This is a genomic window from Acinetobacter sp. Leaf130 (assembly GCF_001423205.1).
GTDB classification, from domain to species: domain Bacteria; phylum Pseudomonadota; class Gammaproteobacteria; order Pseudomonadales; family Moraxellaceae; genus Acinetobacter; species Acinetobacter calcoaceticus.
This window is the reverse complement of sequence record NZ_LMOE01000008.1, coordinates 170548-196638: the sequence shown is the minus strand read 5'-3', so window position 1 is coordinate 196638 and position 26091 is coordinate 170548. Positions and strand designations below refer to the sequence as shown.

At 39.1% G+C, this 26091-nt stretch carries 29 protein-coding genes, 4 tRNA genes and 1 riboswitch; of the genes, 20 read left to right on the top strand and 13 right to left on the bottom strand.

All coding sequences use genetic code 11. The annotated features are described in order from the left end of the window. Nucleotides 1-32 precede the first annotated feature (32 nt). Both ASF86_RS16950 and ASF86_RS16945 read left to right on the top strand, forming a co-directional pair. Complete coding sequence (locus ASF86_RS16950; RefSeq protein ID WP_056483900.1) at nucleotides 33-1196, top strand: outer membrane protein assembly factor BamD; 1164 nt, start codon at nucleotides 33-35, stop codon at nucleotides 1194-1196. Between the two features lie 156 nt (nucleotides 1197-1352). After that, complete coding sequence (locus tag ASF86_RS16945) at nucleotides 1353-3221, top strand: DNA primase (RefSeq protein WP_005042696.1); 1869 nt, start codon at nucleotides 1353-1355, stop codon at nucleotides 3219-3221. Here the strand turns inward: ASF86_RS16945 and hemA are convergent. Then, nucleotides 3218-4501 (bottom strand): glutamyl-tRNA reductase, encoded by a 1284-nt coding sequence (gene hemA / locus ASF86_RS16940; RefSeq protein WP_056483897.1) that lies wholly within the window; start codon nucleotides 4499-4501, stop codon nucleotides 3218-3220. The two genes, ASF86_RS16945 and hemA, sit on opposite strands and share 4 nt — an antisense overlap. 88 nt (nucleotides 4502-4589) lie before the next feature. On the opposite strand from hemA, the gene ASF86_RS16935 reads away from it, so the two are divergent. The 11 genes from ASF86_RS16935 (at nucleotide 4590) to panD (ending at nucleotide 10662) form a co-directional block, all read left to right on the top strand. Further along, the gene (locus tag ASF86_RS16935; RefSeq protein ID WP_004641588.1) at nucleotides 4590-6299 is read left to right on the top strand and encodes a tetratricopeptide repeat protein; all 1710 of its coding nucleotides are present in this window, start codon (nucleotides 4590-4592) and stop codon (nucleotides 6297-6299) included. A 4-nt stretch (nucleotides 6300-6303) separates the two neighbouring features. Next, complete coding sequence (gene lolB / locus ASF86_RS16930) at nucleotides 6304-6882, top strand: lipoprotein insertase outer membrane protein LolB (protein ID WP_003653326.1); 579 nt, start codon at nucleotides 6304-6306, stop codon at nucleotides 6880-6882. 18 nt (nucleotides 6883-6900) lie between these two features. Then, a complete protein-coding gene (ispE, locus tag ASF86_RS16925; protein ID WP_056483894.1) occupies nucleotides 6901-7734 on the top strand; it encodes a 4-(cytidine 5'-diphospho)-2-C-methyl-D-erythritol kinase in 834 nt (277 codons plus the stop codon). Next, nucleotides 7733-7807: transfer RNA gene (locus tag ASF86_RS16920), tRNA-Gln, on the top strand. The genes ispE and ASF86_RS16920 overlap by 2 nt, the downstream gene beginning before the upstream one ends. A gap of 26 nt (nucleotides 7808-7833) precedes the next feature. Then, nucleotides 7834-7908 (top strand) — tRNA-Gln (locus tag ASF86_RS16915). Nucleotides 7909-7928: 20 nt separating this feature from the next. After that, nucleotides 7929-8003: transfer RNA gene (locus ASF86_RS16910), tRNA-Gln, on the top strand. 91 nt (nucleotides 8004-8094) lie between these two features. Further along, nucleotides 8095-8169, top strand: a tRNA-Gln gene (locus tag ASF86_RS16905). A gap of 36 nt (nucleotides 8170-8205) precedes the next feature. Further along, a complete protein-coding gene (locus ASF86_RS16900) occupies nucleotides 8206-9156 on the top strand; it encodes a ribose-phosphate pyrophosphokinase (protein WP_003653329.1) in 951 nt (316 codons plus the stop codon). A 95-nt stretch (nucleotides 9157-9251) separates the two neighbouring features. Then, entirely contained in the window at nucleotides 9252-9548 is a 297-nt protein-coding gene (gene rplY / locus ASF86_RS16895) for a 50S ribosomal protein L25 (RefSeq protein ID WP_004641581.1), read from the top strand. A 20-nt stretch (nucleotides 9549-9568) separates the two neighbouring features. Beyond that, nucleotides 9569-10150, top strand: a complete 582-nt coding sequence (gene pth / locus ASF86_RS16890; RefSeq protein ID WP_056483891.1) for an aminoacyl-tRNA hydrolase — start codon at nucleotides 9569-9571, stop codon at nucleotides 10148-10150. A 131-nt stretch (nucleotides 10151-10281) separates the two neighbouring features. Then, nucleotides 10282-10662, top strand: coding sequence for an aspartate 1-decarboxylase (gene panD / locus ASF86_RS16885; protein WP_002120296.1), 381 nt, complete (start codon nucleotides 10282-10284; stop codon nucleotides 10660-10662). A 56-nt stretch (nucleotides 10663-10718) separates the two neighbouring features. Here panD and ASF86_RS16880 read toward each other — a convergent pair whose 3' ends face one another. Together ASF86_RS16880 and ASF86_RS16875 are read right to left on the bottom strand one after the other, a co-directional pair. Further along, entirely contained in the window at nucleotides 10719-11270 is a 552-nt protein-coding gene (locus tag ASF86_RS16880) for a GDYXXLXY domain-containing protein (protein WP_056483888.1), read from the bottom strand. Next, the gene (locus ASF86_RS16875) at nucleotides 11270-13051 is read right to left on the bottom strand and encodes a DUF2157 domain-containing protein (RefSeq protein ID WP_056483885.1); all 1782 of its coding nucleotides are present in this window, start codon (nucleotides 13049-13051) and stop codon (nucleotides 11270-11272) included. Before ASF86_RS16875 ends, ASF86_RS16880 begins: the two co-directional genes overlap by 1 nt. Before the next feature lie 176 nt (nucleotides 13052-13227). Continuing rightward, nucleotides 13228-13378: riboswitch (FMN riboswitch) on the top strand. Nucleotides 13379-13468: 90 nt separating this feature from the next. Here ASF86_RS16875 and ribB point away from each other — a divergent pair. Beyond that, entirely contained in the window at nucleotides 13469-14128 is a 660-nt protein-coding gene (gene ribB / locus ASF86_RS16870) for a 3,4-dihydroxy-2-butanone-4-phosphate synthase (protein ID WP_017392282.1), read from the top strand. 60 nt (nucleotides 14129-14188) lie between these two features. Here ribB and ASF86_RS16865 read toward each other — a convergent pair whose 3' ends face one another. Continuing rightward, the gene (locus tag ASF86_RS16865) at nucleotides 14189-14863 is read right to left on the bottom strand and encodes an HAD-IA family hydrolase (protein WP_005042712.1); all 675 of its coding nucleotides are present in this window, start codon (nucleotides 14861-14863) and stop codon (nucleotides 14189-14191) included. A 97-nt stretch (nucleotides 14864-14960) separates the two neighbouring features. Here ASF86_RS16865 and ASF86_RS16860 point away from each other — a divergent pair, with 97 nt between their 5' ends. Then, nucleotides 14961-15728: a hydroxymethylpyrimidine/phosphomethylpyrimidine kinase gene (locus ASF86_RS16860; RefSeq protein ID WP_017392283.1), complete on the top strand. Its 768-nt coding sequence runs from the start codon at nucleotides 14961-14963 to the stop codon at nucleotides 15726-15728. A 44-nt stretch (nucleotides 15729-15772) separates the two neighbouring features. On the opposite strand, the gene lysM is transcribed toward ASF86_RS16860, so the two are convergent. The 6 genes from lysM to ASF86_RS16830 all read right to left on the bottom strand — a co-directional run bounded on the left by lysM (nucleotide 15773) and on the right by ASF86_RS16830 (nucleotide 19441). Further along, nucleotides 15773-16246, bottom strand: coding sequence for a peptidoglycan-binding protein LysM (gene lysM / locus ASF86_RS16855; protein ID WP_004641572.1), 474 nt, complete (start codon nucleotides 16244-16246; stop codon nucleotides 15773-15775). A 185-nt stretch (nucleotides 16247-16431) separates the two neighbouring features. Then, nucleotides 16432-16668, bottom strand: a complete 237-nt coding sequence (gene acpP, locus ASF86_RS16850) for an acyl carrier protein (protein ID WP_004641570.1) — start codon at nucleotides 16666-16668, stop codon at nucleotides 16432-16434. 83 nt (nucleotides 16669-16751) lie between these two features. After that, nucleotides 16752-17486 (bottom strand): 3-oxoacyl-ACP reductase FabG, encoded by a 735-nt coding sequence (fabG, locus tag ASF86_RS16845; RefSeq protein ID WP_003653349.1) that lies wholly within the window; start codon nucleotides 17484-17486, stop codon nucleotides 16752-16754. Beyond that, on the bottom strand, nucleotides 17483-18469 hold the full coding sequence (gene fabD, locus ASF86_RS16840) for an ACP S-malonyltransferase (RefSeq protein ID WP_005042715.1): 987 nt from the start codon (nucleotides 18467-18469) through the stop codon (nucleotides 17483-17485). Before fabD ends, fabG begins: the two co-directional genes overlap by 4 nt. Nucleotides 18470-18620: 151 nt before the next feature. Then, nucleotides 18621-18806 (bottom strand): 50S ribosomal protein L32, encoded by a 186-nt coding sequence (rpmF, locus tag ASF86_RS16835; protein ID WP_000290730.1) that lies wholly within the window; start codon nucleotides 18804-18806, stop codon nucleotides 18621-18623. Nucleotides 18807-18880: 74 nt separating this feature from the next. Beyond that, entirely contained in the window at nucleotides 18881-19441 is a 561-nt protein-coding gene (locus ASF86_RS16830) for a YceD family protein (protein WP_003653352.1), read from the bottom strand. Between the two features lie 96 nt (nucleotides 19442-19537). On the opposite strand from ASF86_RS16830, the gene ASF86_RS16825 reads away from it, so the two are divergent. The 5 genes from ASF86_RS16825 (at nucleotide 19538) to rluB (ending at nucleotide 23479) form a co-directional block, all read left to right on the top strand. Then, nucleotides 19538-20200, top strand: coding sequence for an elongation factor P hydroxylase (locus tag ASF86_RS16825; protein WP_056483882.1), 663 nt, complete (start codon nucleotides 19538-19540; stop codon nucleotides 20198-20200). Nucleotides 20201-20290: 90 nt separating this feature from the next. Continuing rightward, entirely contained in the window at nucleotides 20291-20908 is a 618-nt protein-coding gene (locus tag ASF86_RS16820; protein WP_003653356.1) for an L-threonylcarbamoyladenylate synthase, read from the top strand. A 224-nt stretch (nucleotides 20909-21132) separates the two neighbouring features. After that, on the top strand, nucleotides 21133-21924 hold the full coding sequence (locus ASF86_RS16815; RefSeq protein ID WP_016802315.1) for a segregation and condensation protein A: 792 nt from the start codon (nucleotides 21133-21135) through the stop codon (nucleotides 21922-21924). Next, the gene (scpB, locus tag ASF86_RS16810; RefSeq protein WP_004641560.1) at nucleotides 21921-22514 is read left to right on the top strand and encodes an SMC-Scp complex subunit ScpB; all 594 of its coding nucleotides are present in this window, start codon (nucleotides 21921-21923) and stop codon (nucleotides 22512-22514) included. The genes ASF86_RS16815 and scpB overlap by 4 nt, the downstream gene beginning before the upstream one ends. A 41-nt stretch (nucleotides 22515-22555) precedes the next feature. Further along, nucleotides 22556-23479 (top strand): 23S rRNA pseudouridine(2605) synthase RluB, encoded by a 924-nt coding sequence (gene rluB / locus ASF86_RS16805; RefSeq protein ID WP_003653361.1) that lies wholly within the window; start codon nucleotides 22556-22558, stop codon nucleotides 23477-23479. Between the two features lie 63 nt (nucleotides 23480-23542). Here the strand turns inward: rluB and bioD are convergent, their stop codons facing one another. The 3 genes from bioD to ASF86_RS16790 are packed head-to-tail and all read right to left on the bottom strand — an operon-like array spanning nucleotide 23543 to nucleotide 26091. Beyond that, nucleotides 23543-24187 (bottom strand): dethiobiotin synthase, encoded by a 645-nt coding sequence (bioD, locus tag ASF86_RS16800; protein WP_056483879.1) that lies wholly within the window; start codon nucleotides 24185-24187, stop codon nucleotides 23543-23545. Then, complete coding sequence (gene bioC, locus ASF86_RS16795; RefSeq protein ID WP_056483876.1) at nucleotides 24188-24937, bottom strand: malonyl-ACP O-methyltransferase BioC; 750 nt, start codon at nucleotides 24935-24937, stop codon at nucleotides 24188-24190. After that, nucleotides 24934-26091 (bottom strand): 8-amino-7-oxononanoate synthase, encoded by a 1158-nt coding sequence (locus tag ASF86_RS16790; protein ID WP_056483873.1) that lies wholly within the window; start codon nucleotides 26089-26091, stop codon nucleotides 24934-24936. Before ASF86_RS16790 ends, bioC begins: the two co-directional genes overlap by 4 nt.

Genomic DNA, 26091 nt, shown 5'->3' with positions numbered 1-26091 from the left:
AGCTCATTGCCCAACATAACAGAGGAGTTTTTATGTCGCTACCACGTTATAAAATTACGATGCTTGCCTTATCTTTAGGTTTAGCGTCTGCATTTGTGGGCTGTAGCAGCAATCCAAGTAAAAAAGAAGTGGTCGATAGTGGCCCACAATCTAGTGAACAAGCTTACTTCGAAAAGGCCCAAAAGTCGCTTGACCGTGGTCAATATCTTGATGCGACCAAGTCTTTAGAAGCAATCGATACTTATTATCCGACTGGACAATACGCACAACAAGCACAACTTGAACTTCTCTATTCGAAATTTAAGCAAAAAGATTATGAAGGCTCAATTGCCTTAGCGGAACGTTTTATTCGTTTAAATCCTCAGCATCCAAATGTAGATTATGCTTATTATGTTCGTGCTGTAGCGAATATGGAGCAAAACTACGATAGTTTGATGCGCTATACATCTTTGCAACAATCTCATCGTGATGTGAGCTATTTAAAAGTTGCTTATCAAAATTTTGTTGATTTAATTCGTCGTTTCCCAAGTAGCCAATATTCTGTTGATGCCGCTCAACGCATGAAATTTATTGGACAAGAACTTGCTGAAAATGAAATGACTGCTGCACGTTTTAATGTTAAACGTAAAGCTTGGATCGCTGCTGCAGAGCGTTCTCAATGGGTAATTGAACATTATCCACAAACTCCTCAAGTTCCAGAAGCTTTAGCAACTTTGGCATACAGCTATGACAAATTAGGCGATAAAGCAACTTCACAACAATATATTGAAGTTTTAAAACTCAATTATCCTAGTCTTGTGAAAAAAGACGGCACAGTTAACATGCGTGCTGCTCGTAAAGAAGGCAACTGGATTAACCGTGCGACTTTAGGTATTTTTGGCCGTGAATCTACTGCCGCAACACCAGAAAGCACAAGTGAATCAGAAGCTCCAAAACGTGGCTTCCTTAATCGTGTTAGCTTCGGTTTAATTGGCAATTCAGATAAAGAAGAAACTGCTGAGCCAGAGCAAACACAAGTTGAAGCACCAAAATCAGAACGTAGTTGGACAAACCGTTTAAGCTTTGGTTTATTAGACAAACCTGAGCCACAAGCAGCAGAAAATACAACTGTTGCTCCTGCTGTTACCTCTACAGATACATCAACTGATTCTCAATCAGATGATGCGAAACAAGGTGTAGATGACGCTGCTCAATAAGTTTAAGCTTTAAAAAACATCAACAAACAGGCAAGTGATATCACTTGCCTGTTTGTTTTTATAAAATATTAAAATATTTATTGGATAGATCTTGCCTCATCATGTCAGAATATTCTGACTCACTCTCTCATCAGTTTTAATACGGTTATCTGAATTATGGCAATTCCACAACATACGATTGATCAAATTTTAGATCGCACAGATATTGTCGATCTGATTGGTCAGCGTGTGAAACTGAAAAAGACGGGACGTACATATTCCGGCTGTTGCCCTTTTCATCAAGAAAAATCTCCATCGTTCCACGTCTATCGAGACAAGCAGTATTATCACTGCTTTGGCTGTCAGGCCAACGGTAACGCGATCCGTTTTCTGATGGACATTGATAACCGAAACTTTATAGATGTAATGAAAGAGTTATCGAGTAGCGCTGGAGTTGAACTACCCAAAGATAATACCGAAAACAAAAAACTGTCTTATACCCGTCAGGTTACGAAGCCGCCAGTTGCTAAAGCAAATACGGCGGAGCCCGTTGTTCCTCAGCAGCCAATAGATGATAGCTACAACTCGCTTGAACCAGTATTTTTTGATGACCCTTTTGCCCAATTTGAACAGCCTTTCAACTTTGAGGAACCTGTTCAAGAAGGTAATTTATATGACTTACTGGAAAATATTGCACAGTTCTATGAACACCAATTACCTAACAGTCAAAAAGCAAAAAACTACTTTAAACAACGTGGCTTAACTAATCAGACGATTCAATTTTGGCGCTTAGGCTATGCACCAGAAGATTGGCAACACCTAGAGAAAGCTTTTCCTTATGACATTGATGGTTTAAAGCAACTTGGGCTTATCCGTTCAAGCGATAATGGTCGTGATTTTGACTTATTACGTGACCGTGTGATTTTTCCGATTCGAGACCCGAAAGGCCGCGTCGTTGGTTTTGGTGGACGTGCCTTAAATGATGAGATTAAGCCCAAATACATTAACTCGCCTGACTCAGAGGTCTTCCATAAAAATCAGCTACTTTACGGGCTTTATGAAGGTAGAAAACTTAAGTCTAACGACTGGTTAATGGTTGAAGGCTACATGGATGTCATTGCACTTCAGCAATATGGCATTACAGGAGCTGTTGCAACTTTAGGAACAGCAAGTAATACAGAACATCTTAATATTTTATTTAAACAAAATAGCCGTATTACCATTGCTTTTGACGGCGATGCTGCGGGTCAAAAAGCAGCACGCAGAACGTTAGAAATTGCTTTACCACTTCTCAATGATGGTCGTGAACTCAAATTTTTCGTACTACCGAATGACCATGACCCCGATTCTCTGATCCGTCGTGAAGGGCTTGAAAATTTCCAAAAACTACTACAACAGTCCCCTCTTTTGTCTGATTTTGTCTTTGCCCATTTAACAGGTCAACATGACATCAGTACCCCTGAAGGCAAAAGCTTGGTCATGGGAGAACTCCGAGAACTGACTGAACTATTACCCAAACAGGGTTCGTTCCGTTATTTACTCAATCAATCTTTCCGTGAAAAACTCGGACTGGGTAAACGTTTTACACCACAAATCAGCCATGATGCCTCGCTCTCATTTAACATTCATACTAAAGATGAAGACTTTGCAATTGCAATTTTGATGCACCACCCTTTTCTTTATATTCATTTTGAAGGGTTACGTGCCTATATTCATCAAGATGAATTATTAGCAAAAGTACTGGCAATTTTAAATCGTATTTTTGATGACTTACCGGATGATCAAGAGCTTGCAACTTATTATGTTTTAGGTGCTTGTAGCAGCTATTGCCATGAAATTGCCGATATTATGCAAAGAACCAATATTCAGGCATTAACGCAGGCACCAGAAGTGGCCGATAAATTAGCCCAAGAATATGCTTTAGGCCTAAAAGAAAGATATTTACGTCAGAAACTTAAATCGCCGATTTCTCTAATTGAATCAAGAAATTTAAGACAACAGCTTAATGAATTAACCAAACAAATTAGTTTAAGACTCTTGTCTTAATGTTTTGACTTACGCTCATGATCAAACACATCCTGTAAATGCTGTTGTAACCATTCAAAATAATCAGGATTTTCGGCCTTGGCAGCTTCGCGTAGCAAAATAGATGTTGGATGCATAAGCTTTTGCGTCAAACGATGCGCGAATTGCTGTAATACTTGCTCAGCATTCTCACCATGTTGCAAAGCCTCTAATGCATGCGTCAGCTCTTGTTGACTAACGTCTTCACTATGTTGGCGGTAAGCGTGAATTGTGCTGCCTGCCTCTTTAACTTTTTGATGAGTAATAAGCTGGGTAGCTAATTGATTCACCATCACTTCCGCTTCAACAGCCGCCTGACGACGCTGAGCGAGGTTTTCCTCAATCACACTTTGTAAATCATCAACACCATACAAATAGACACCATCAAGCGCTTCAACTTTAGGATCTATATCACGGGGCACAGCTAAATCAACCATTAACATTTGTTGATAGCGACGTTTCTTTAATGCAGCCTTAACATCAGGATAAGCAATAACTTGATATAAACTACCAGTACAACTCGACACCACATCAGCACGATACAAGTTTTCAGCCAATGCTGAAAAATCAATAATTTCAACTTCAACCTGATGTGAAATCTCTTGAGCCAATTGGTCAGCACGCTCACGGCTACGATTACAAATAATAATTTTGGCGACGCCCATTTCAGCCAAATGTTTAGCAACCAAGCTATTCATTTCACCTGCAGCAACAACCATCACAGTAAGTTTTTCGGGCTTACTAAAAACCTGTAAAGCCAATTGTGCAACCGCATACCCCATCGAAACGGCATGGCTGCCCACCGCAGTTTCGGAACGTACACGTTTAGCTGCATAAAAAGCATATTCAAAAACACTGTTTAATTCAGGAGAGACGGTTTGAGCTTCTTTAGACAATGCCAAAGCACTTTTAACTTGCCCTAAAATTTGCGGCTCACCGAGCATGAGAGAGTCTAAGCCGCTCGCTACTCGCATTAAATGTGTAATTGCCTGCGTGTTCTCGTAACGATAAACATGATGAATTAAGTGCTGTACATCAATATTATTGGCATCAGCTAACCATTTCAGAAGGCTTTCGGCATTTTCCGCCATGGCATAAACTTCTGTACGGTTACACGTCGAAACAACTACCAAATCCTTTAAGCTTTGGTGATGGCTTTGTTCGGCAAGCAAACGACTTAATCGCTCTGCATTGAAAGCAATTTGTTCGCGGAGTTCGACAGAAGCTGTTTGATGGTTGACACCCAATGCAAAGAAAGACATATCAGATCATCATTTCGCTAAATTTATGCTATTGTGCAACATCGGTGTCATAAAAAGCATTACTTTGGATCAATAAAAATTGCGTCAAATGAATAGCCGTATTAATTTTAACGGTGCTTCGATAAGACAGTATTCTACCACATTCTTATTGTTAGGTAGCATGTCCTCGCATGTCTATGCACGCCCTGTGCAAGAGACCTATGCCGTGCATTCATTTGATCAGGCATTAGAGCAAACTATGGTCGCTGAATTTGCTCTGGCTTATGATGACATTCCTAACGCTTTGCACAATTACACAGTACTCGCAATCAAAAGTAACTCTACTTCAATTAAACAGCGAGCTTTAGATGTTGCCCTTGAATATAATGATTTTCAAGCCGCTTTAAACATTGCTACACATTGGGTAGCCCAAGAACCCAAAGATGTACCTGCTTTATTCTATTTGTCACATATTGCGTTAAAAACACATGAATATCAGCTTGCCGCTGAAACATTAGATAAAATTTTAAAAATAGATCCGACTGCCGATTTAGAACAAATTTTAGCGAGTATTGCCCCAGAAAATGCTCAAGATCGAGAAGTATTATTAACAGCTTTACGTTCTAGCTCTGAAAAAAACAACCCTTCTATTTTAGCTCTTATCGCCAACCTAGAAGCCCAAAATGGCCAATTAGAATCTGCTCTAACCAACATTAACAAGGCACTACGCCGACGTCCTAAAGTGACGAGCTTTATTTTAATGAAAGCAAACCTACTCATTGCTCTTAGCGATCAAGAAGGTGCGCTTAAATGGTATGCAAAGTCCAGCCGTAAATATAAGAAAAATTTAGATATTCGTTTAGCTGAAATCCGTTACCTTATACAACTTAATCAATCTCAACTGGCTTTAGAAAAGCTTGAAAACGTTATAGAGGCTAATCCCAAAGCTGAAGAAGCATTGTTTATTGCAGGCTTAACCAGCATTGATTTAAAACAATATGACAAAGCAGAACAATATCTTGTTGACCTACGAAACTCTGCAAAATACCAAAATGAGGCTTATTACTACTTAGCAATTAATGCAGAACGCAAACAACATTATGAATCAGCAAAAGCTTACTATCGCTTAGTTGATGGCAGTTTATACGTTGTTTCAAGACGTAATCTGATTGCGATTTATGATAAGCAAGATAATTTACACGATGCTTTACGGTTCCTCACTCAAGAACGCGTAAATTACCCTCAACATGCAAGTTTCTTATATCAAGCTCAAGCTGAAATTTTAAAGAAAATGGGCAATAAAAAAGCTGCCTTAAATTTATTAGATGAAGCGATAAAGAATTTACCGGATGATCCGGAACTCATTTACGCAGAAGTTTTATTACTTGATCCATATACTGACCGCGATAAACTCGATAAAACATTAAAGCAATTATTACAACTTGAGCCCAACAGCCCAACTTATCTAAATGCATATGCCTATACACTAGCCCTGCAAAACCGTAGGTTAAAAGAAGCACGTCAATATGCAGAACAAGCCTTAGAATATGCGCCGGAACAGGCCTCAATTCTAGATACGCTTGGCTATATTGCATTTTTACAGAATGATTATGAAGGTGCAGCAGAAGCTTTAGGCAAAGCTTATGAACTCAGCCATAATGTAAATATTGGCGTTCGTTATGCTAAAGCCCTGTATATGCAAGGATCATTAACTCAATTTAGCGCTGTGTTACAACAACTGAAACAAAAACATGCCAATGATCCACAATTACAACAGCTTGATGCGTTAATTTTACCTACATCTGCAAAAAAGAGTTAAATATATGAGCAAATTTGCCCAACTGTGCACAGCGATCTGTGGATCAAGTGTATTATTTCTAACCGGTTGTCAGCATTTTACTCAACCTAAACCCGCGGTTACCCAGCAAGTTCAAGACGAAAAACACTTTAATTTACAAGGTAAGATTGGGGTTCGCACACCACAGCAAACTGGTAGTGCCTTTTTCACGTGGGTTCAACAACAAGATAATTTTGATATTGAATTAAGCGGCATTTTAGGTGTAGGAAAAACCCAAATTCAGGGTAAACCCGGTGAAGTGAAGTTAAATAGTGCTAAAACAGGGTTAATTACTGCGGCCTCTCCTGAAGAACTTTTAGAGCGCGCAACTGGTTGGCAAGCACCAATTACTCATTTAACAAGTTGGATATTGGCTAAACCTGCAACTTTAAGTGCTCAAATCAGTAAAGATAATGAAAATCGTGTAAACCAACTCATTGAAGACGGCTGGACAGTTAATTTCAGTTATGATGGTGAACAAACTTTGCCAAACAAACTGGTTTTAAAGCAAGCTCTTGCTGAAGATAAAGAAAACCGTATTACAATGGTCATCCAAAACCGCTAAGTCTAATTATATAAATCTATGATTCGAGTCCCTTCTCCAGCTAAGCTCAACCTGTTTTTACATATTACAGGACGCCGTGAAAATGGTTATCATGAATTACAAACCATTTTCCAACTCATTGATTTATATGACTGGATGATATTTACACCGACTTTAGATGAACAAATTGAAATTGATGGATTGAGTGAAGTTCGACCTGAAGAAAACCTGATTTATCGGGCTGCTCAAATATTAAGACCGCACGCAAAAAAATTCTGCGGTCTAAACATCAAAATTGAAAAAAATATTCCAATGGGTGCTGGTTTAGGCGGAGGTTCATCCAATGCTGCCACAACCTTGATTGTGTTAAATCAATTATGGGAATGTGGCCTGAATCAAGAACAACTTGCAGACTATGGCGTAAAGCTCGGTGCCGACGTTCCTATTTTTATTTATGGTAAAAATGCATGGGCTGAAGGTATTGGTGAACATTTATCATTCATAGACTTAGATCAAAAACAGTTCATTATTTTAAAACCTGATTGTTTTATCAGCACTCAATTGCTTTTTTCGCAAAAAACATTGACAAGAGACTCTAAGACCACTAAATTTTGCGCCTATCAGTTAGAACCTTCTAATTTTGGAAATAACTTTGAGCCATTGGCCCGACAGTTATACCCTGAAGTGGAAGAAGCAATGCAATATTTAGATCAGTTTGGTCAAGCAAAGCTTACAGGTACAGGTGCTTGTGTTTTTATTGAAGTAACGAATGAAATGAATATTGATGAAATTCTTAAGCATTCACCATGTAAATCTTACTTGGTAAATAGTTTAAAAGAATCTCCTCTTAATCATTTTAAGGTTACACGTTAGGGGCGTCGCCAAGTGGTAAGGCACCGGGTTTTGATCTCGGCATCCGTTGGTTCGAATCCAGCCGCCCCTGCCAACCTCACCTGTAATGATGATTATATTAGGGGCGTCGCCAAGTGGTAAGGCACCGGGTTTTGATCTCGGCATCCGTTGGTTCGAATCCAGCCGCCCCTGCCATCATATATATCATCGAATTTAGGGGCGTCGCCAAGTGGTAAGGCACCGGGTTTTGATCTCGGCATCCGTTGGTTCGAATCCAGCCGCCCCTGCCATTCTCTTATTTTAAAGACAGACTTAATTGCTATGCTTTTTGTTGATTCATCTTGACATTGCATTGCAAAAATATTAAAGTTCTGCCGCATTAGGGGCGTCGCCAAGTGGTAAGGCACCGGGTTTTGATCTCGGCATCCGTTGGTTCGAATCCAGCCGCCCCTGCCATCTATTTAATTACATACCAACCGCCAAGGGTGCTTCATGCCCAATCTTGTCGTTTTTAGTGGAAATGCTCATCCACAGTTCGCTCAAAAAGTCGTAAGTCACTTACATATCCCTCTAGGTGCTGCATCAGTCGGTCACTTTTCTGATGGAGAAATTTCAGTAGAAATTACTGAAAATGTTCGTGGTAAAGACGTATTTATCGTTCAGCCTACTTGTGCCCCTACCAATGATAACCTTATGGAAATCTTGGTTATGGCAGATGCTTTGCGTCGTGCAAGTGCTGGTCGTATTACAGCCGTTATCCCGTATTTTGGTTATGCTCGCCAAGACCGTCGCCCACGTTCTGCACGTGTGCCGATTACAGCTAAAGTTGTTGCAGACATGCTTACCACTGTTGGTATTGATCGTGTCGTAATGATTGACTTACATGCTGACCAAATTCAGGGTTTCTTCGATATTCCAGTCGACAACATCTATGGTACTCCTGCTTTGCTTGCTGACTTACGTCAACAATCGCATGATAACCTTATGGTGGTTTCTCCTGACGTTGGTGGCGTAGTACGTGCTCGTGCCGTTGCCAAACAGATGGGTGACATCGATTTAGCAATTATTGATAAACGTCGTCAAAAAGCCAATGAATCGCAAGTTATGCATTTAATTGGTGACGTAAAAGATCGTGATTGCGTTATCGTAGATGACATGGTTGATACTGCCGGTACATTGTGTAAAGCAGCTGATGCGCTTAAGCAATTTGGTGCACGCCGTGTAGTTGCATACGCAACTCACCCTGTACTTTCTGGCAAGGCTATTGAAAACTTACGTAATTCAGTTATTGATGAATTAGTTGTCACTGACACTATTCCTCTTTCTGAAGAAGCATTAACCTTGGGCAAAATCCGCCAGGTTTCTGTTGCTAGCATGGTTGCTGAAACGATTCGTCGTATTAATAACGAAGAATCTATCAGTGCGATGTTCGATAGTTTATAATACCGCAGCTTTTATGAACCCTGGCTTTGGCTGGGGTTTTCTATCACTAAACTGGTCGCAAGTTTAGTCTATTTAACTTTAATGAGGATTTACTCATGTCAAACTTCGTATTAAACGCTCAAGCGCGTGCTGAAGACAAACAAGGGAAAGGTGCGAGCCGCCGCCTTCGTCACGAAGCATTAATTCCAGCTATCATTTATGGTGGCAATGCTGAGCCTGTAGCTATTACTTTAGAACTTCGTCAGCTTGTAAAAGCTTTAGAAAACAATGCTTTCTTTGAAGAAGTTATAGAAATCCAAGTTGGCGACAAAGTTGAAAACGTTAAAATCCAAGCGTTACAACGTCACCCAGCTAAAAACACTCCTATGCACGCTGACTTCAAACGCGCATAAGTGTTGAAAGGCGTAGATTAGTGTCAAATATTTCGCTAATTGTTGGTTTGGGCAATCCTGGTTCAGAATATGCCCAAACCCGCCATAATGCAGGCTTTTGGTTCATTGAACAGCTTGCTAATAAATATGGCATTACATTAAAAAATGATCCGAAATTTCACGGAATCAGCGGACGTGGTAATATAGAAGGACACGATGTCCGTCTACTTCTACCCACTACATTTATGAACCGTTCTGGACAAAGTGTAGTTCCATTTGCAAAATTTTATCAAATTGCTCCTGAAGCAATTTTGATTGCTCATGATGAACTTGATATGAACCCTGGTGTAATTCGTCTAAAAACAGGCGGAGGACATGGTGGTCATAACGGTTTACGTGACATTGTCCCTCATATTGGTCCAAATTTTCATCGTTTACGTATTGGTATCGGACATCCTGGCTCAAAAGAGCGAGTTTCAGGTCATGTACTTGGGAAAGCACCAAGTAGTGAACAATGTCTGATGGATGCAGCAATTGATCATGCCCTTTCTAAAGTGAAATTACTTGTTCAAGGACAAGTTCCACAGGCCATGAATCAAATTAATGCGTATAAACCAACTTAAATTGTTGAACAATCAAGCTTGCTATCTTGCTTTTTTAGGAGCAAAATGCGCATCAGCCACTTTGCCAACAGCAAAAGCTAAAGATTTCACCATAAGATCTTATTCTTAGGTCTACTCAGGAGACGCTAGCCATGCTATCTCGTTTATTAAAATGCAAAATTCACCGCGCAGTTGTAACCCATGCTGAACTTCACTATGAAGGTTCTTGTGCAATTGATGGCGTATTGATGGACTTAGCTGGTATTCGTGAATATGAAGAAATTCATGTTTGGAATGTAACCAATGGCAAACGCTTCACGACCTATGCAATTCGTGGTGAAGATAACTCTGGAATTATTTCAGTAAATGGTGGTGCTGCACATCAAGCAGATGTCGGTGATTTAGTGATTATTGCTACATTTGGTGATTTTACTGAAGCTGAAGCAAATATTCATAAACCACGTTTGGTCTATGCTAACCCAAATAATACAGTCAACCACACAGCGAATTGTATTCCTGTTCAAGTTGCCTAATTTATTCTTAGAATAAAAAAAGCCCGCATTGACGGGCTTTTATCATTTTATAAATCCTAAATGGTTCCTTCCCACCAGTTCTTTTGCTGTTTGCAATTTAATGGTTGAAGCCCCTCTCCTCGCAAATCAAACAGAATCGCCTCTCCTTTTGTATTTACCTTAAATTCAGCATATTTGGCTTTTTCATAGCATTGGGCCAAGCCTTCAGCAAACAAGAAGCTGCGAGAGGCAGGATATAAAGCTTGAAAACGATTTTCAGGGTTTTTTAAAATTAATCTTTGCCCAGCAAATGAATTATTGATATCTAAAACTGTACGAACTACGCGGTTTTGTGAATCCAAAATAACTTTTGCTGGAATAGAAGGACGATTAAAAATCACCTGATCTAGAGCCTCACCTTCACTTCCTAAGAGGGCTTTAAGAGATTGTAAATTTAATTCATAAGCCAATGCCATATAGTCACCTTGTAAAATTGAACGAGGATCAACTGGCTTAAGCTCAATAAAAATACTTTTACTATGATCCAAATGCCATTCATTTTTCGCTATCAATCCCACAAAAAATAATGTGGTAGCTATAGCCAGAATAAGAGAAAAATATTTCTTCATTATTTTTCTCCTTCAATAAGATGGCGTTGATTTTCTTGGTGGAGCAACCAATATAAAGCCCATAGAACAAGACCAGAAATCAAAATCGATGCACTCTTTGCCAAAAAAGTTATTTGTAAGTTGTAATAAAGCTGCCAAAGTACTAAAACAAATACTAATAGAGTGACGCCATAAACAATATAATCTTTCTTTTTTATCGCCCATGTTAGAATGATAAATAAAATGAAAACTTCAAAATAGCCAAGTGCAATGAGCAATGCACCAAAAAGTAAGAATGCGAAAAACACTACTCCATGCAACTGCTTATACAAATAAAAAATACTAAAGCAAAGCAACCAAAGACTAGGTAATAAATAGAAAATCCATATCTGCCGATCTTCCGAACTATCTAGAACCAGTCCCATAAAAGTATCAAAGAAAGTAGCTACTACAACTACCGTAAGCACACATAAATAGATACTACGCTCATATTGAACTATCGATTTAGCCTTCGGCAAGAATACCAAACTAAAAACAAAATAGCTGAGCAGGGTTAAATTTAAATAAATCTGAGTGGAGTTTAACGACCACAATGAGTGATCCATTTGTAATAAGTAAATAAATGCTATGCCATAAGTAGCAAGCATTTGAATTAAAATAAAGAACCAATGGGGTTTAAAAAAATAACTTATACAGAGAATAAAAATCTGTGCAATTAACACCCACAACATCTGATCTGTTTCAGACTCTAGATGAAACAAAAAAGCAGTCTGACCACTTATGAATAAACAATAGGCAAATTGCCGAAAAAAGTAGTGTTGAGATTTTTTCAATAAAATAGAAGCTATACAAACAAAAATAACTCCTATAATTAAAGAAACAGCTTCCCAGAACACGAGAGTAAAAGTAGCAAGGGCCAGTCCAGCAAGCCAAGCTCCAATAGCTAAAGGAATTATATAAAAGCGACTTTGACGAAAAATTTTTATTAAAAAATAACTAATCAGCGCAAACCAGATAAAAATAATGCCTGCAATGAATAAAAAAATGAACTCATTTGAATCTTTAAATAAGTCATTGATCCTATCTACAAGCCATATTGTTGCAGTCACGCCAAGAACAGCGGCCATTAAGCTGGCACATAATTGATCATCTTTTTTGAAGAAATAATAAAAACCGATTATTCCTGAAAAGAAAGCCGAGATCAGATAAGGAATATTTTCACCAGATAAATATTGGATCATTCCAATGATTGAAATGACTGCAAACCAAGCGATAAAGACGAAACGTAAAGCACGATACTTCTTTATACATACCCAAAATTCTATAAGGCTTAATAAATTCAAAGCAAACAGATATAAATAAGGAAACTTTTCCAACCAAAAAGTCTGCTTAAAAAATAAAAAAAGTGTAAGTTGGCTAGTAATACAAATTAAAGCAAAGATTCCAATATTGGGTCGATATAGCCAAGGTAATAACAGCAATGTCCAAATCAGGAAAAGTAAATAACTGTCTGCTCCAGTTTGATAGACCTGCCCGATTACAGCCAAACTTAAGCCTACCATCAAGCCGCAAATACCATGTAAAGTCTGCCTAACTCCTTCACTTAAGGTATCTTTTATGCTGATCCATGCTGTCACAAGTAATATAAGTGGTGGGATGGCTAGCTGAATGCTGTCTGGAAGCATTAACCAATTAGCAGCAATTAAATAAAGAATACTGACCGCCATAAATACATAACTAAAAATATGGAGATGCTGAATAAATAAAGTATTCCTAAGGGGATAATCATCTCTTATCTGCATGAAACACCTATTTTATTTATAATTTTCTATAAAAAACATAGCATTCCATTTTCATATCAACAAGTAAGCTCTTGTTAAAAAGCTTATTTCCATTTGTGAAAATACTTATTCATAAAGAAACTTAGCATTCTACAAAAGCATCTAGCCAATTTTATCAAGCGCGCTATAATAAAACCCATCGCTTCAGGGCGGGGTGTAATTCCCCACCGGTGGTAAAGTTAATTTTTATTGATAAATTAACAAGCCCACGAGCTTAAATTTTATGATTTGAGCAGATTTGGTGAGACTCCAAAGCCGACGGTATAGTCCGGATGAAAGAAGACGACGAACTGGGATAAATCCGTTTTATTTCAGTGCCAGCCTGTTTTTACATCAGTCCTGAAATGTTCAACCGTATTTTTACGAGAGCGTTTCATTATGTCTAGCTTAATTCAACCAGAACTTTTTTTCTCAGCCCTCTCTCCTGCTGAACAACGTATTCAACAAGCATTAGAAGATATCCGTCAAGGCAAACCTGTCTTGGTTATGGATGACTTCGATCGTGAAAATGAAGCAGATTTAATTGTTGCAGCCGAAACTCTAACTGTTGAAACCATGGCACGTATGATTCGTGATGGCTCAGGTATTGTATGTTTATGCCTGACAGAAGAGTTAGCAGATCATTTAGAACTTCCACCAATGGTTTCTCAAAACTCAAGCCAGTTTCATACCGCTTTTACAGTGACTATTGAAGCAGCCCAAGGTGTTACGACAGGTGTTTCGGCTAAAGACCGCGTTACTACCATTCAAACTGCAATTAAAGATGGTGCTGTTCCAAGTGATCTTAACCGTCCAGGCCATGTTTTTCCTTTACGTGCACGTACTGGAGGAGTACTGACTCGCAGAGGTCATACTGAGGGAACAATTGATCTAGCAAGACTGGCTGGGCTTAAACCTGCTGGTGTATTATGCGAATTAACCAACCCAGATGGCACGATGGCATCAGGTATTCAAGTTTTGGCATATGCCCAAACTCATCACTTAACCGTGATTACGATTGAAGAACTTGTTCAATACCGCCAACAACACGGTATTTAAATAAAAAGAAGGTTTGGCTTTAGATAAAAGCCAAACCTTCACATTAAAATTTACTAATATTTAAGATACTTTCTTTTGTGTTGCCTGATCTTCGACATATTCCAAAAGTTCAGAAAATTGCGTAATCATTGCTTTAGGTTGCGCTTGCTTAAGTTCCTCTGGTGTTCCGTAACCATAAGTCACAGCGACCGCCTCAATACCATTGTGGCGAGCACCTAAAACATCATATTGACGGTCACCTACCATTAAGCATTCTTCTGAGTTTAATTGCTCACGCTCAAGAATATAATGAATAAGTTCAGCTTTATTGGTACGTTCCCCAGTTAACTCACTACCATAAATATTTACAAAATATTGGCTTAAGTCAAAATGATCTAAGATACGTTTTGCATAAATAGTTGGTTTAGCGGTTGCGACGAATAAACGATACCCATCTTCTTTCAATGCATTAAGTGTTTGCGCAACTGATGGATATACTTCATTTTCAAATAAACCTGTAACTGAAAAACGCTCACGATAAGCAAGTAAGGCTTGTTCAGCCAAAGCATCATCTTGAGTGGCTAATAGTTTTGCTAATGAGGCTTTTAAAGGAGGCCCAATTGTCCAGTCAATATTTAAATCGGCAGCCAATGGAAAGCCCAACTTATCCATTGCATAACGAATTGAAGTATGAATACCAACTTTTGGGTCGGTTAGTGTTCCATCCAAATCAATCAAAATATGTTTTATAGCCATTCAATCATTAACCCAGTAAAGTATTTAATTCAATTGGTCGAGAGTTTAATCAAACTCTCTTATACTAACGTAAATTTAAATTGAAAAGGAAATAACCGTGCGTCCAACCGTACTTTGTTTCTCGGGTTTAGACCCTTCAGGTGGTGCAGGTTTACAAGCTGATATTGAAGCGATTGGACAAAGTGGTGCTCATGCAGCAATTGCATGTACAGCCCTCACCATACAAAACTCACAACAAGTATTTGGCTTCGAAGCAACCCCAAAAGAACTATTATTAGCTCAAGCAAATGCAGTTGTAGGTGATTTGCCCATTAAATGCGTTAAGTCAGGCATGCTTGGCACCACAGATAACATTGCTGCTTTAGCGGAGTTTCTTCGTGCCAATCCAGAATATCAATATGTACTCGATCCTGTTTTGGTGGCAAACAGCGGGGGTTCTTTAGGTGATCAAGCAACTCTTGTCAAAGCTTTCGTTGAGCTTATTCCCCTAGCCACTATTATTACTCCAAATACAGTCGAATTACGTGCTCTCACGGGTGTCGATGACTTAGAACAAGCAACGCAAAAGCTATTTGAAATGGGCGCAAAAGCTGTCTTAGTCAAAGGTGGACACGAAGATACACCAGATTATATTAAAAATAGTTTATATATTAATGGTGAACTTGCGGCGAGTAGTAGTTGCCCCCGCTTAGATGGTGAGTATCACGGCTCAGGTTGTTCTTTAGCCAGTTTTATTGCTGGTCGTTTGGCTTTAGGTGATTCTTTAAAAATTGCAGTTCAACATGCTGAAACATGGTTATTCGGTGTTTTAAAGAACGCCGAGACTCCGGTAGCAAATGGGCAAAAAATACCAAAAAGATTCTAGAAAAAGAAAAAGGCGCTAAAAGCGCCTTTTTTTATTACTCTCAATTATTGAGGAATACGTAAAACCTGTCCTGGGAAGATTTCATCTGGATCTTTAAGCATTGGTTTGTTTGCTTCAAAGATTTTTTGGTATTGATTCGCATCACCGTAAAATTCTTTCGCAATTTTTGAAAGGTTATCACCAGATTTTACTGTGTAGAATTTACTTTCTGGTTCAGGAGTTGCAACGGTCATTTGATCATCTACTTGTGCAACATGATCAATATTCCCAACAATAAGAATAATTTTCTCTTTATCCGCTTGGCTTTTTACCTGTCCTTTAATGATTGCGGTATCAGTTGCACCGTTATACGTTACAGATAAACCCTCTACCCCTAGGCCTAAGCTTTTAATTAATCCTAATAATTTATTCGCGATTTCTTGTGCAGAAGGTTCTGCTGGTGTTGCCGGAGCTGGTTGTGGTTCTGCTGGTGCGGTATTTTTCTTACCAATACCTTTTACAAAATCAAAAAGACCCATCTTTTAGTCCTCATATTATTGTTTATAGTAAAGTCATTAAACTGACCTTTATTGTTATACTTCAAAAAAGACAAGCCTCTGCTATCAATTGAGGTTGATCTTGTAAAAATATGTATCTCTTTTATTTTACTCAAATAAAAAAAGCCACCTTACGGTGGCCTTCTTTTTATTCAGCAATATGCGAATTAACCAAGTTTTTTAGTTACATAGTCAATTGCAGATTGAACTGTAGTGATTTCGTTTGAATCTTCATCAGGGATAGTGATGTCGAAGTCGTTTTCGAAAGACATTACAAGTTCAACTAAATCTAAAGAGTCAGCACCTAAGTCATCCATAAAAGATGCTTCGTTTTTAATCTCTTCAGCTTTAAGACCAAGTTGTTCTGCAACTGCTTGCTTAACGCGTAGTTCGATATCGCTCACAGGAATTCTCCTCATTGCTCGTGGCGTTTGATTTGCCACTAGTTTAATTGAATATAAAAATTTTTAAAAGTTATACATTAGCCCTAGGCCATGTATAAACCACCATTTACATGTAATACCGTACCGGTAATGTAACCTGCTTTATCACTTGCAAGGAAACTCACCGCATTTGCGATATCTTGTGGCTCGCCTAAGCGATTTAAAGCCACTTGATCACTCATTTTTTTGCGAATTTCTTCACTAAGTGCATCTGTCATTTCTGTTGCAATGAAGCCTGGTGCCACACTGTTCACAGTGATTTGGCGGCTACCCATCTCTTTTGCAAGACTACGGCTAAACGCTTCAATACCTGCTTTTGCAGCAGAGTAGTTCGCCTGACCTGGGTTTGCAAAATGTGCAACAACAGAACTAATATTAATAATGCGGCCAAAGCGCGCTTTTGTCATACCTTTAAGCACACGTTTAGATAAACGATATACTGCTTTAAGGTGAATGTTGAGAATGTCATCCCAATCATCTTCTGACATACGTAGCAATAAATTGTCTTTCGTGATACCCGCATTATTAACCAAAATAAGCACAGGGCCATAGTTCTGTTCAATATGAGAAACGACTGCTTCAATCTCATCGAGATTACGCACATCGAGAGCTAAACCTGCACCTTGCTCACCAAAGCTTTCACTTAACTTTTGTGCACCAGATTCAGATGTCGCAGTACCTACAACAAAATAACCGTCTTGAATAAGTTGCTGGGCAATTGCAGCGCCAATGCCCCGACTCGCGCCCGTTACTAATGCAACTTTGCGTTCTTGTGTCATGCAATTTTTCCTTCTGCCACTAAAACAGCATTTAGGGCATCTTCCATTTTACTCTTGCTATCAATAGCAAAAGCTTTTTCTATATTTGGTAAACGCTTCGCGAGATTACTCAATACTGTACCAGGCCCACACTCAACAACGTAGTGAATACCTTGGTCTTGTAAAAACTGCATCGTGTCTGTCCATTGTACAGATTGGTACAATTGAGCAGTTAACGCCTGACGCAATTGAGCAACATCGGTAGCTATTCCCGCGTTGACATTTTGTATTACAGGTATGGTAGGCAGCTCAATGGCAGTTTGTTCCAAAGCTTCTGCAAATTTTTCAGCAGCAGGTTTCATCAATGAACAATGCGAAGGAACCGACACAGGTAAAGCAATTGCCTTAGCAGACTGCTCTTTTGCCAAAGCCATCACTTGTTGTACAGATGCTGTACTTCCAGCAATCACGACTTGCCCTTGTGAATTATAGTTTGCAGCTTCTACTGAACCTTGACCTTCTGCATTCACGATTTGGCAAAGTTCAACCACTTTTTCATCAGCCAAACCAAGGATTGCAGCCATAGCCCCTTCCCCTTGAGGAACAGCACTTTGCATGAGTTTGCCACGCAAATTCACGAGTTTCACTGCATCTGCCAAGCTCATAGATTCTGCAGCAACCAAAGCGCTGTATTCACCTAGAGAATGTCCTGCAAGATACTTAGGTGCCAGACCGCCTAAATCAAGCCATACACGCCATAGAGCGATACTGGCAGTTAATAACACAGGTTGGGTATTTTCTGTTTGGTTGAGGCCTTCACCACTTTGCGCGATATGCCACAGATCGAATCCAAGCGCATCTGAAGCTTCAGCAAAGGTTTGCCCAACCCCACTAAACTGTTCTGCTAGTTCAGCAAGCATACCGACTTTTTGTGAACCTTGACCTGGAAACACAAACGCAGTTTTTGTGGCTAAAGCTACTTGTTCAAGACGTTTAGCAGACATAAGAAATCCTTTTTTGGGTTTTCACTCATTTCTGGAGCGGAAATTTAACATGTTATTTATATTTTTATAATTGCGAAAAACAACAAAAAAAGGGAGCTTTCGCTCCCATTTTTTCTATACTTAAGCATCACGCTTAATGCATATCATACAATTATTCAGCATCAGCTGCTTTAGCGAATAATTGACGACCACGGTAGAAACCGTCTTTAGTCACGTGGTGACGACGATGAGTTTCACCAGTTGCTTGGTCTACTGTTAATGCATTCTCGGTTAAAGCGTCATGTGAACGGCGCATGTCACGGCGAGAGCGACTTTTACGGTTTTGCTGAACGGCCATGATGGCTCCTTACAAAGATCGAAAAAATGGATCAGAACAAATTCAGTTGTCTTATCTCACAATTATATCACAAATTATGAGTTAAGTTTACCCTTCAAACCTGCCAAAACATCAAACGGATTATCCCGTTTTTCTTCAACAACATTTTGAATGGTAGGTTGATGTTTATTTTCACAAGCATCATGCTTGGGAGATAAAGGCACCAACAATAACAGTTCATCTTCTAGTAGTGCGAGCAAGTTAATCGAGGCTGGCGTATCATAATCACCTTTCGTCGTAAACTCACTTTCACCTAAAACGATGAAATCAGCATCCTCATCCAAGCGCTCTATCAGTGACTCATCATCCATTAATGCAATATGAAAGTCTAAGACAAGAGGCATTTCAACAGGTTCCAAACAACGTTGGCACTCCATTGGAACTTTCGTGTCCATATGACCATCCATCCACACAATGCGATGATATGCATCCATTGATAGCTTACAGTCTATGTTGATCAATTGGTTATCAATTGATCCAACAGCTTCACGAGCGATACGAGCAAAGCGAGACAAGGGCAGTTTACCTGACCATGTAAAGCCTTGTTCAGCCCATTTAAACGGCTCAATCTGTGCCGGAAAGGTATTTGCTGACATAATTAAGGCGGCAATTCTACAAATTCATCGGTACTCTGTCAAAGATTAAGATACAATTTTGCACTTCTTTAGACAGAACTCGGGGTAAATTAAGCAATGCACCTGTTGCAGCCGCAACCTGAAGTTAACTCTTCATTACTCGTTTGCACCCATTCAACTCATCAGAACACTCTTGTACCTGACACGGTGCAACTCTCACCATGGTCAAGCTCAAAATCAGAGTCTGAGCAAGTCGATTGGCTTATTTTACACTTTAATCACTGGTTTTCCCACCATAATGTGACATTAGTTCGTGGAGATTTTGAACCAGAATATTTCCCGGCAACAAATCAGGGCGCTGCTAAAATCCAATTCGCCCATGGTTTTTTTAACAGCGCCCTTCACGAAATCAGTCATTGGTCGATTGCTGGTGAAAAACGCCGCCTATTACCTGATTTAGGATATTGGTATGCACCTGATGGCCGTACACAAGAACAACAAAGTCTATTTGAACAAGTAGAAATTAAGCCGCAGGCAATTGAATGGTTGTTCTCTCAGTCTTTTGGTAGAAAGTTTAGAGTCTCGCTTGATAACCTGACAGGTGACGGCGGAGATGGAAAAATATTTAAAGATAATGTTTATGCTCAAGTACAACGTTACTTTTCAAGTGAAGCTAAGTTGCCACGTGATGCAGCAGCATTTATTGGTTTTATTTGCCAATGTACACGTTCGGGTACACCATTACAATTAAATGAATTCAAACGTGAACTCCTTGATTAATTGACAAAAAAACTACGTTCACTACTTGTCTAGTTCATTTAAAAAGCCTAATAATTATTTTTAACACTGGCGTGATGGAGTCTCCAAAATATGATGCATTTACATGTACATCCTGAAAATCCACAGCAACGCCTCATTAGCCAAGCGGTTGAACGCATTCGTGCCGGAGATGTTGTGGTTTACCCTACCGATGCTGCCTACGCAATTGGCTGTCAGATCGGTAATAAAAATGCTATGGAACGTATTGCGCAGATTCGCGGTTTAGGGCCTAAGCATCAATATGCCATTATGTGCTGTGATTTATCTGATATTGCAACTTATGCAAAAGTTGATAATGCAACTTATCGTTTATTGAAAGCCAATACCCCAGCCATTACGACTTTCATTTTACCTGCAACCAGTGAAGTTCCTCGTAGGTTGATGCACCCTAAAAAGAAAACCATTGGCTTACGTATTCCAAGTAACCCAATTTGTCAGGCTCTATTAAAAGAACTTGGTGAACCGCTACTCACCAGTACATTAATTTTACCAGGACAAGAAGATCCCCTAGACGATCCATACGATATTGAAAATCAATTAGATAAACGAATTGATGTATTTATTGATGGTGGTTTTGGTACTTTAACAAGCACAAGTATTGTTGATTTATCGGGTGAACATCCTGAAATTATTCGCCGTGGTATTGGCGATGTAAGTGCTTTTGAATAAGCACTTACAATTTTTACCAATAGTTTTAAAAAAAGTATTATCACTCAAAAAAATACTCTTTATTTATTTTGGATTTTTTTTACACTTTAGTCGTTAAGTAATTTATTAAAAGGCACAATTCATTTAGAATGATTTCCACTATCTGCTGTTCTTCTATTTACAGCTCTCTTTGACTTGAATAACAAGTCTCATGCTTTTGAAAATTCGCGTGGCTTATAATCGTAATGAATCAATCACTTCATCAATCCATGGAAGACGCTCCACACATCCGTGTTTTAGATGAGTGGCATGACAAGATTCCTGAAGATCTCTATATACCTCCTGCTGCATTTGAGATTTTGCTCGAACAGTTTGAAGGCCCACTAGATTTTTTAATATATCTAATTCAAAAAAACGGTTTTGATTTAATTCAAGTCGATATTGCTCCTATAGCAACTCAATATTTAACCTATATGGATAGTATGAAGTCGTTAAATATTGAGCTGACTGCTGATTATATGGTGATGGCAGCTTTATTGGCTGACCTGAAATCTCGTCTACTTTTGCCAAAACCTACGGTTATAAGTATTGAAAAAGATCCTAAACAGGAACTTATTGATCGACTTGAAACCTATCTACGCATTAAGCAAGCAGCTGAGCGTTTAGGTCAAATGCCAATTCTTGAGCGTGATACATTCAGTGCAAATGTAAGCTTAGGTCATATTGCTCCTGTTTATGAAGGCTACGATATTTCAGCATTACATGATGCGTTGTTCTGTGTATTTAACCGCCCAGAACCCGTTATTCATGTCGTGGCTCAAGAGCCTGTATTACTCGAAGAACGCATTGCATATATTGAAGAGAAATTAGAGTCTGGTGACGTGTTAAGTTTTAAAGAATTACTCAATCCTTTGCAAGGTCGCATGGGAATGGTTGTAACTTTTATGGCTGTTTTAGAGTTAACCCGACAACAGCGAGTTAAAATTATTGCCTCTGGTATTGAAGCTCCCCTTGCAATTCAAGGATCTTCAATATGAGCTTTGAACAAAATAATAGTGATTTGTCATTAGCTGACATTCATCACGAAGTCTTATTACAACTTGAAGCAATTATTTTTGCCAGTGAAGCACCTGTTTCAATTGCCCGTTTAAAAGAAGCATTTAATAATCAGTATAATAAACAACAGCTTCGTCAACTTTTACAACAGCTCGCGCTATTACAACATGGCCGATCTATTGAGTTGATTGAAACAGCGCAAGGGTTTCGCTTTCAGGTAAGATCTAAATATCGTAGTATTATTGCGCAAATATGGCCAGAGCGACCAACAAAACTGTCGCCTTCATTACTAGAAACACTGGCTGTCATTGCTTATCATCAACCGGTTACCCGTGCTGATATTGAACAAATTCGTGGTGTGTCTAATAATAGTCAGATTCTTAGAACACTATTTGACTGGAACTGGATTAAAGAAGCCGGTTTTAGAGATTTACCCGGAAGACCTGCGTTGCTAATTACAACGCCTCAGTTTCTGAATGCTTTTGGTCTAGCTTCGCTAGGCCAATTGCCTCCCCTACAGAACGCCAAGGAAGCCTTTATGGCCCTCGATGCGAATGCACCGAAATCATAAAGAGGTGGACTGTTGATCATTATGTCTAAGGTTGTGCTGTCATGAGTGAAAAATTGCAAAAAGTATTAGCGCGGATCGGATTAGGTTCCCGCCGATATATGGAAGAGGTTATTGCCGCAGGACGCGTGAGTGTGAACGGCCGTGTTGCCCAAGTGGGTGAGCGCATTGAACCAGGCGATGAATTACGCATTGATGGCCGTAAAGTTCAGTTTCAAATTGAAGACGAAATTCGTCGCCGTGTATTGATTTACTATAAGCCAGAGGGTGAAATCTGTTCACGTAATGACCCTGAAAAACGCCCAACCGTATTTGATCATTTACCACAAATTGCAAATGACCGCTGGGTAATGGTAGGTCGTCTAGATATTAACAGTACTGGTTTATTACTATTCACAAATGATGGTGAGCTTGCTAACCGCTTAATGCACCCATCAAATGAAATTGAACGTGAATATGCTGTTCGAGTTATGGGTGAAGTAACGCCTAAAATACGCCAAAAAATGGTAACTGGTGTAGAGCTTGAAGATGGTCCAGCTAAATTTGAGTCTTTCTCAGAAATTGGTGGTGAAGGTATTAACCGCTGGTACCAAGTAGTGGTGAAAGAAGGTCGTAACCGTGAGGTTCGTCGTATTTTTGAATCACAAGAACTTAAAGTAAGCCGCTTATTGCGTACACGCTACGGTACAGTTATTTTACCACGCGAATTACGTACTGGCCGCTGGATGGAACTCGATAAAACTGATATCGATAATCTAGCAAAATCAGTTGAATTAAAACCACGTCAAGGCACAGGTTTATTTGGTATGGCAAAACGTCGTACTGACCGTATGACCGAAAAGCCAATGGCAGCTCGTCGTGGCGGTTTCTTGCGTCAACAACGTCGCGATGATGAAAAAGAAGCTCCTGTGAATACTGGTAACCAACGCAAATCGACTGGTTTTAACCGTGGTTCTAAGAAATTCTAAAATATTAAATAATGCATAAAAAACCGCTCTTATAAGAGCGGTTTTTTTATAGCCTATTTTAAATTAATTCATTTTTGCCAACTCAATCCACTCAGCTTCAGGGAAATGAATTGCTAAATAGTCTTTCAAGTAATTTGACGTATCTTGAGAAATTAATGGATCTTTTGATTCATCTTTTAGGTTATATACCAATGCTTGTAATTTCAACCCACGAGACTTAAGCGCCTCAAGACTAAGTAAAGTATGGTTAATACTTCCTAAACGACCCGATGTTACTAAAATAACGGGGAACTGGTGCTGAGCAATATAATCGATGGTGAGTACACTTGTAGTTAATGGCACCATTAATCCACCAGCACCTTCGAGTAAAACAATCTCAAAACGCTCAGCTAGTGTTTGTGTTGCATTTTCAATTTTTTGAAAGTCAATTTCTCTGTTATCTAGGCGTGTTGCCAGATGAGGCGAAGCAGGATAACTAAAAATTTCCGGCATGGTGAGCTTGTCATGATCTTCTTGAAACCAACCCTGCCCCATAATTTCACGATGCTTTTCAATATCTTCAGAAATATCAGCATTACCCGTCTGAATGAGTTTTTGGGTAATTACTTTTTTACCCTGCTCAGTCCATAATTTTGCTAAAAAGCCTGTAGCGTAGGTCTTACCAATTTCGGTATCAATCCCACTCACAAAATAGATCTGACCACTCATTTACTTAATTCTCCGGGCAATACAATAGATCGGATGATATGTTAAGAAATATCCCTCAGCATGCTTAAACCGATCATAATCTTGATAAAACTGTTGTAAAGTTTGCTTATTCCAGCGATGCCGTGCGGTTGCTGTCACACCTGTTGCTTTTAAATGCTGCAATACAGCTTTAGGTGTATCGAAATAGAGCTGGGCTTCTGACTCAGACAAATGCAGAACTTCAAAACCCGCCAAAGTTAAGGCATTGTTCCAATTTTCAATAGACCAATAACTTAAACCTTGCCCTGTTAATTCTTTAATCTCGATTAAGTTTCTTGGCCCAAAAGTTGAAAAACATAACCAGCCTTTTTCATTTAAAGCAGTATGACAATGTTGAAGTACACGAGGTAAATCTTGCATCCACTGCAAAGCCGAACCAGAAAGGATCATGTCGAGCTGCTGCGGAAAATCTAAAGCTTCAATATCACCAATCAACCATTTCAAATTTTCTTGATGGTTAAAGTGCTGTTGCACATCTGCATACAAGTCATTCAAAATTAACTCTTCAATCTGAAAAGATGCAGCAATAAGACGAGTTAAATTGCCAGAACCACAACCAATTTCAAAGACACGTGACATCGTTGTAGGGCAAAACTGCTGGAGTAAAACCGTTAAATTTTGGCAAATTTGTTTTTGAACAATTGCATGCTCTGAATAGCTTTGCCCCGCTTTAGCAAAACGTTGGGCAACCAAGTTTTTATTCAGACTCACAGAAAACTCACCAATTCTTCAAGCTCATGTTGCTGTACCATTGACGTTAAAGAAATACGCAAACGCGAACTATTTTTAGGTACTGTTGGTGGACGCACAGGCATGGCATAAAAACCACTTTGCTGAACCTGCTTTGCCTTATCGATAGCAGCCTGACTTTCTCCCACAATGACTGGAATAATATGGCTGGTCGATGGACTTACATAACCCTTTTGCACAACAGCTTGTTGAAGATATTGGCTAATATTTTTTAAATGTTCACGCTGAGATTGAGCAACTAATACTTTTTGAAAAATAAAGTCTGCCCAAGCCATCACAATCGGCGGTTGAGCCGTACTGAAAATAAGCGGACGCATTTTATTAATTAAATAGTCTTTAATAATTGGGTGACAAATAATGTATCCCCCCACTGCTGCTAGTGCTTTACCTAATGTCCCCACCAAAAAATCAATATCGTGAATGACATTGTATTGTTCAGCACACCCTAAACCCTGTTCGCCACGCACACCAATTGAATGTGCTTCATCAACATAGAGCATCGTTTTGGCAAAGCGTTTTTTTAGCTGCACTAAAGCAGCTAAATCAGTTTCATCACCATCCATACTAAAAATACTTTCAGTCACTACAATGATTCGCTCAATCTTTTCATCATCATGATATTTTTGCAGAAGTTGTTCTAGGTGCTGCAAATCATTATGGCGATAACGTACATACTGCGCACCAGATAAACGTATACCGTCAATCATGCTCGCATGAACCAGCTTATCAGCCAAAATTAAAGTTTTCCCATCGGCAACAGCTGGCAAAATACCGATATTCATGTGGTAGCCACTATTAAACAATAGTGCCGCCCGACCACCAAATGCTTGGCTTAGGCTATTTTCTAATTTTTCATATTCTTCAAAATTACCCGTTAATAAACGTGATGACGAAGAACTAAAATAGCTACGTTCGACTGGAAAATTTTCTAAAAACTCTTCACGAAGTTTTACATCCGCAGCTAGGCCAAGATAATCGTTTGAAGCTAGGTTCAGCATCGTTTTATTTTGAATCGTAATAAAACGCTCATGCTGTACATTTTGAGTGAACTGTCTGAAATTGCCGTGTTGTTTTAGTTCATCTAATTGGATAGTAAAATGATCAAGCAACGACAT

Bases quoted from the DNA above. Each gene is read 5' to 3' on its own strand.
- ASF86_RS16880 (WP_056483888.1), bottom strand. From the start codon at position 11,270: ATGAAGAAATATTTTTCTCTTATTCTGGCTATAGCTACCACATTATTT.
- ribB (WP_017392282.1), top strand. From the start codon at position 13,469: ATGTCTAGCTTAATTCAACCAGAACTTTTTTTCTCAGCCCTCTCTCCT.
- ASF86_RS16945 (WP_005042696.1), top strand. From the start codon at position 1,353: ATGGCAATTCCACAACATACGATTGATCAAATTTTAGATCGCACAGAT.
- rplY (WP_004641581.1), top strand. From the start codon at position 9,252: ATGTCAAACTTCGTATTAAACGCTCAAGCGCGTGCTGAAGACAAACAA.
- bioD (WP_056483879.1), bottom strand. From the start codon at position 24,187: ATGAGTGGTCAGATCTATTTTGTGAGTGGGATTGATACCGAAATTGGT.
- lysM (WP_004641572.1), bottom strand. From the start codon at position 16,246: ATGGGTCTTTTTGATTTTGTAAAAGGTATTGGTAAGAAAAATACCGCA.
- ASF86_RS16950 (WP_056483900.1), top strand. From the start codon at position 33: ATGTCGCTACCACGTTATAAAATTACGATGCTTGCCTTATCTTTAGGT.
- ASF86_RS16790 (WP_056483873.1), bottom strand. From the start codon at position 26,091: ATGTCGTTGCTTGATCATTTTACTATCCAATTAGATGAACTAAAACAA.
- ASF86_RS16830 (WP_003653352.1), bottom strand. From the start codon at position 19,441: ATGTCAGCAAATACCTTTCCGGCACAGATTGAGCCGTTTAAATGGGCT.
- ispE (WP_056483894.1), top strand. From the start codon at position 6,901: ATGATTCGAGTCCCTTCTCCAGCTAAGCTCAACCTGTTTTTACATATT.
- scpB (WP_004641560.1), top strand. From the start codon at position 21,921: ATGAGCTTTGAACAAAATAATAGTGATTTGTCATTAGCTGACATTCAT.
- ASF86_RS16900 (WP_003653329.1), top strand. From the start codon at position 8,206: ATGCCCAATCTTGTCGTTTTTAGTGGAAATGCTCATCCACAGTTCGCT.
- ASF86_RS16865 (WP_005042712.1), bottom strand. From the start codon at position 14,863: ATGGCTATAAAACATATTTTGATTGATTTGGATGGAACACTAACCGAC.
- fabD (WP_005042715.1), bottom strand. From the start codon at position 18,469: ATGTCTGCTAAACGTCTTGAACAAGTAGCTTTAGCCACAAAAACTGCG.
- ASF86_RS16875 (WP_056483885.1), bottom strand. From the start codon at position 13,051: ATGCAGATAAGAGATGATTATCCCCTTAGGAATACTTTATTTATTCAG.
- panD (WP_002120296.1), top strand. From the start codon at position 10,282: ATGCTATCTCGTTTATTAAAATGCAAAATTCACCGCGCAGTTGTAACC.
- ASF86_RS16815 (WP_016802315.1), top strand. From the start codon at position 21,133: ATGAATCAATCACTTCATCAATCCATGGAAGACGCTCCACACATCCGT.
- lolB (WP_003653326.1), top strand. From the start codon at position 6,304: ATGAGCAAATTTGCCCAACTGTGCACAGCGATCTGTGGATCAAGTGTA.
- ASF86_RS16820 (WP_003653356.1), top strand. From the start codon at position 20,291: ATGATGCATTTACATGTACATCCTGAAAATCCACAGCAACGCCTCATT.
- fabG (WP_003653349.1), bottom strand. From the start codon at position 17,486: ATGACACAAGAACGCAAAGTTGCATTAGTAACGGGCGCGAGTCGGGGC.
- ASF86_RS16935 (WP_004641588.1), top strand. From the start codon at position 4,590: ATGAATAGCCGTATTAATTTTAACGGTGCTTCGATAAGACAGTATTCT.
- rpmF (WP_000290730.1), bottom strand. From the start codon at position 18,806: ATGGCCGTTCAGCAAAACCGTAAAAGTCGCTCTCGCCGTGACATGCGC.
- hemA (WP_056483897.1), bottom strand. From the start codon at position 4,501: ATGTCTTTCTTTGCATTGGGTGTCAACCATCAAACAGCTTCTGTCGAA.
- ASF86_RS16825 (WP_056483882.1), top strand. From the start codon at position 19,538: ATGCACCTGTTGCAGCCGCAACCTGAAGTTAACTCTTCATTACTCGTT.
- rluB (WP_003653361.1), top strand. From the start codon at position 22,556: ATGAGTGAAAAATTGCAAAAAGTATTAGCGCGGATCGGATTAGGTTCC.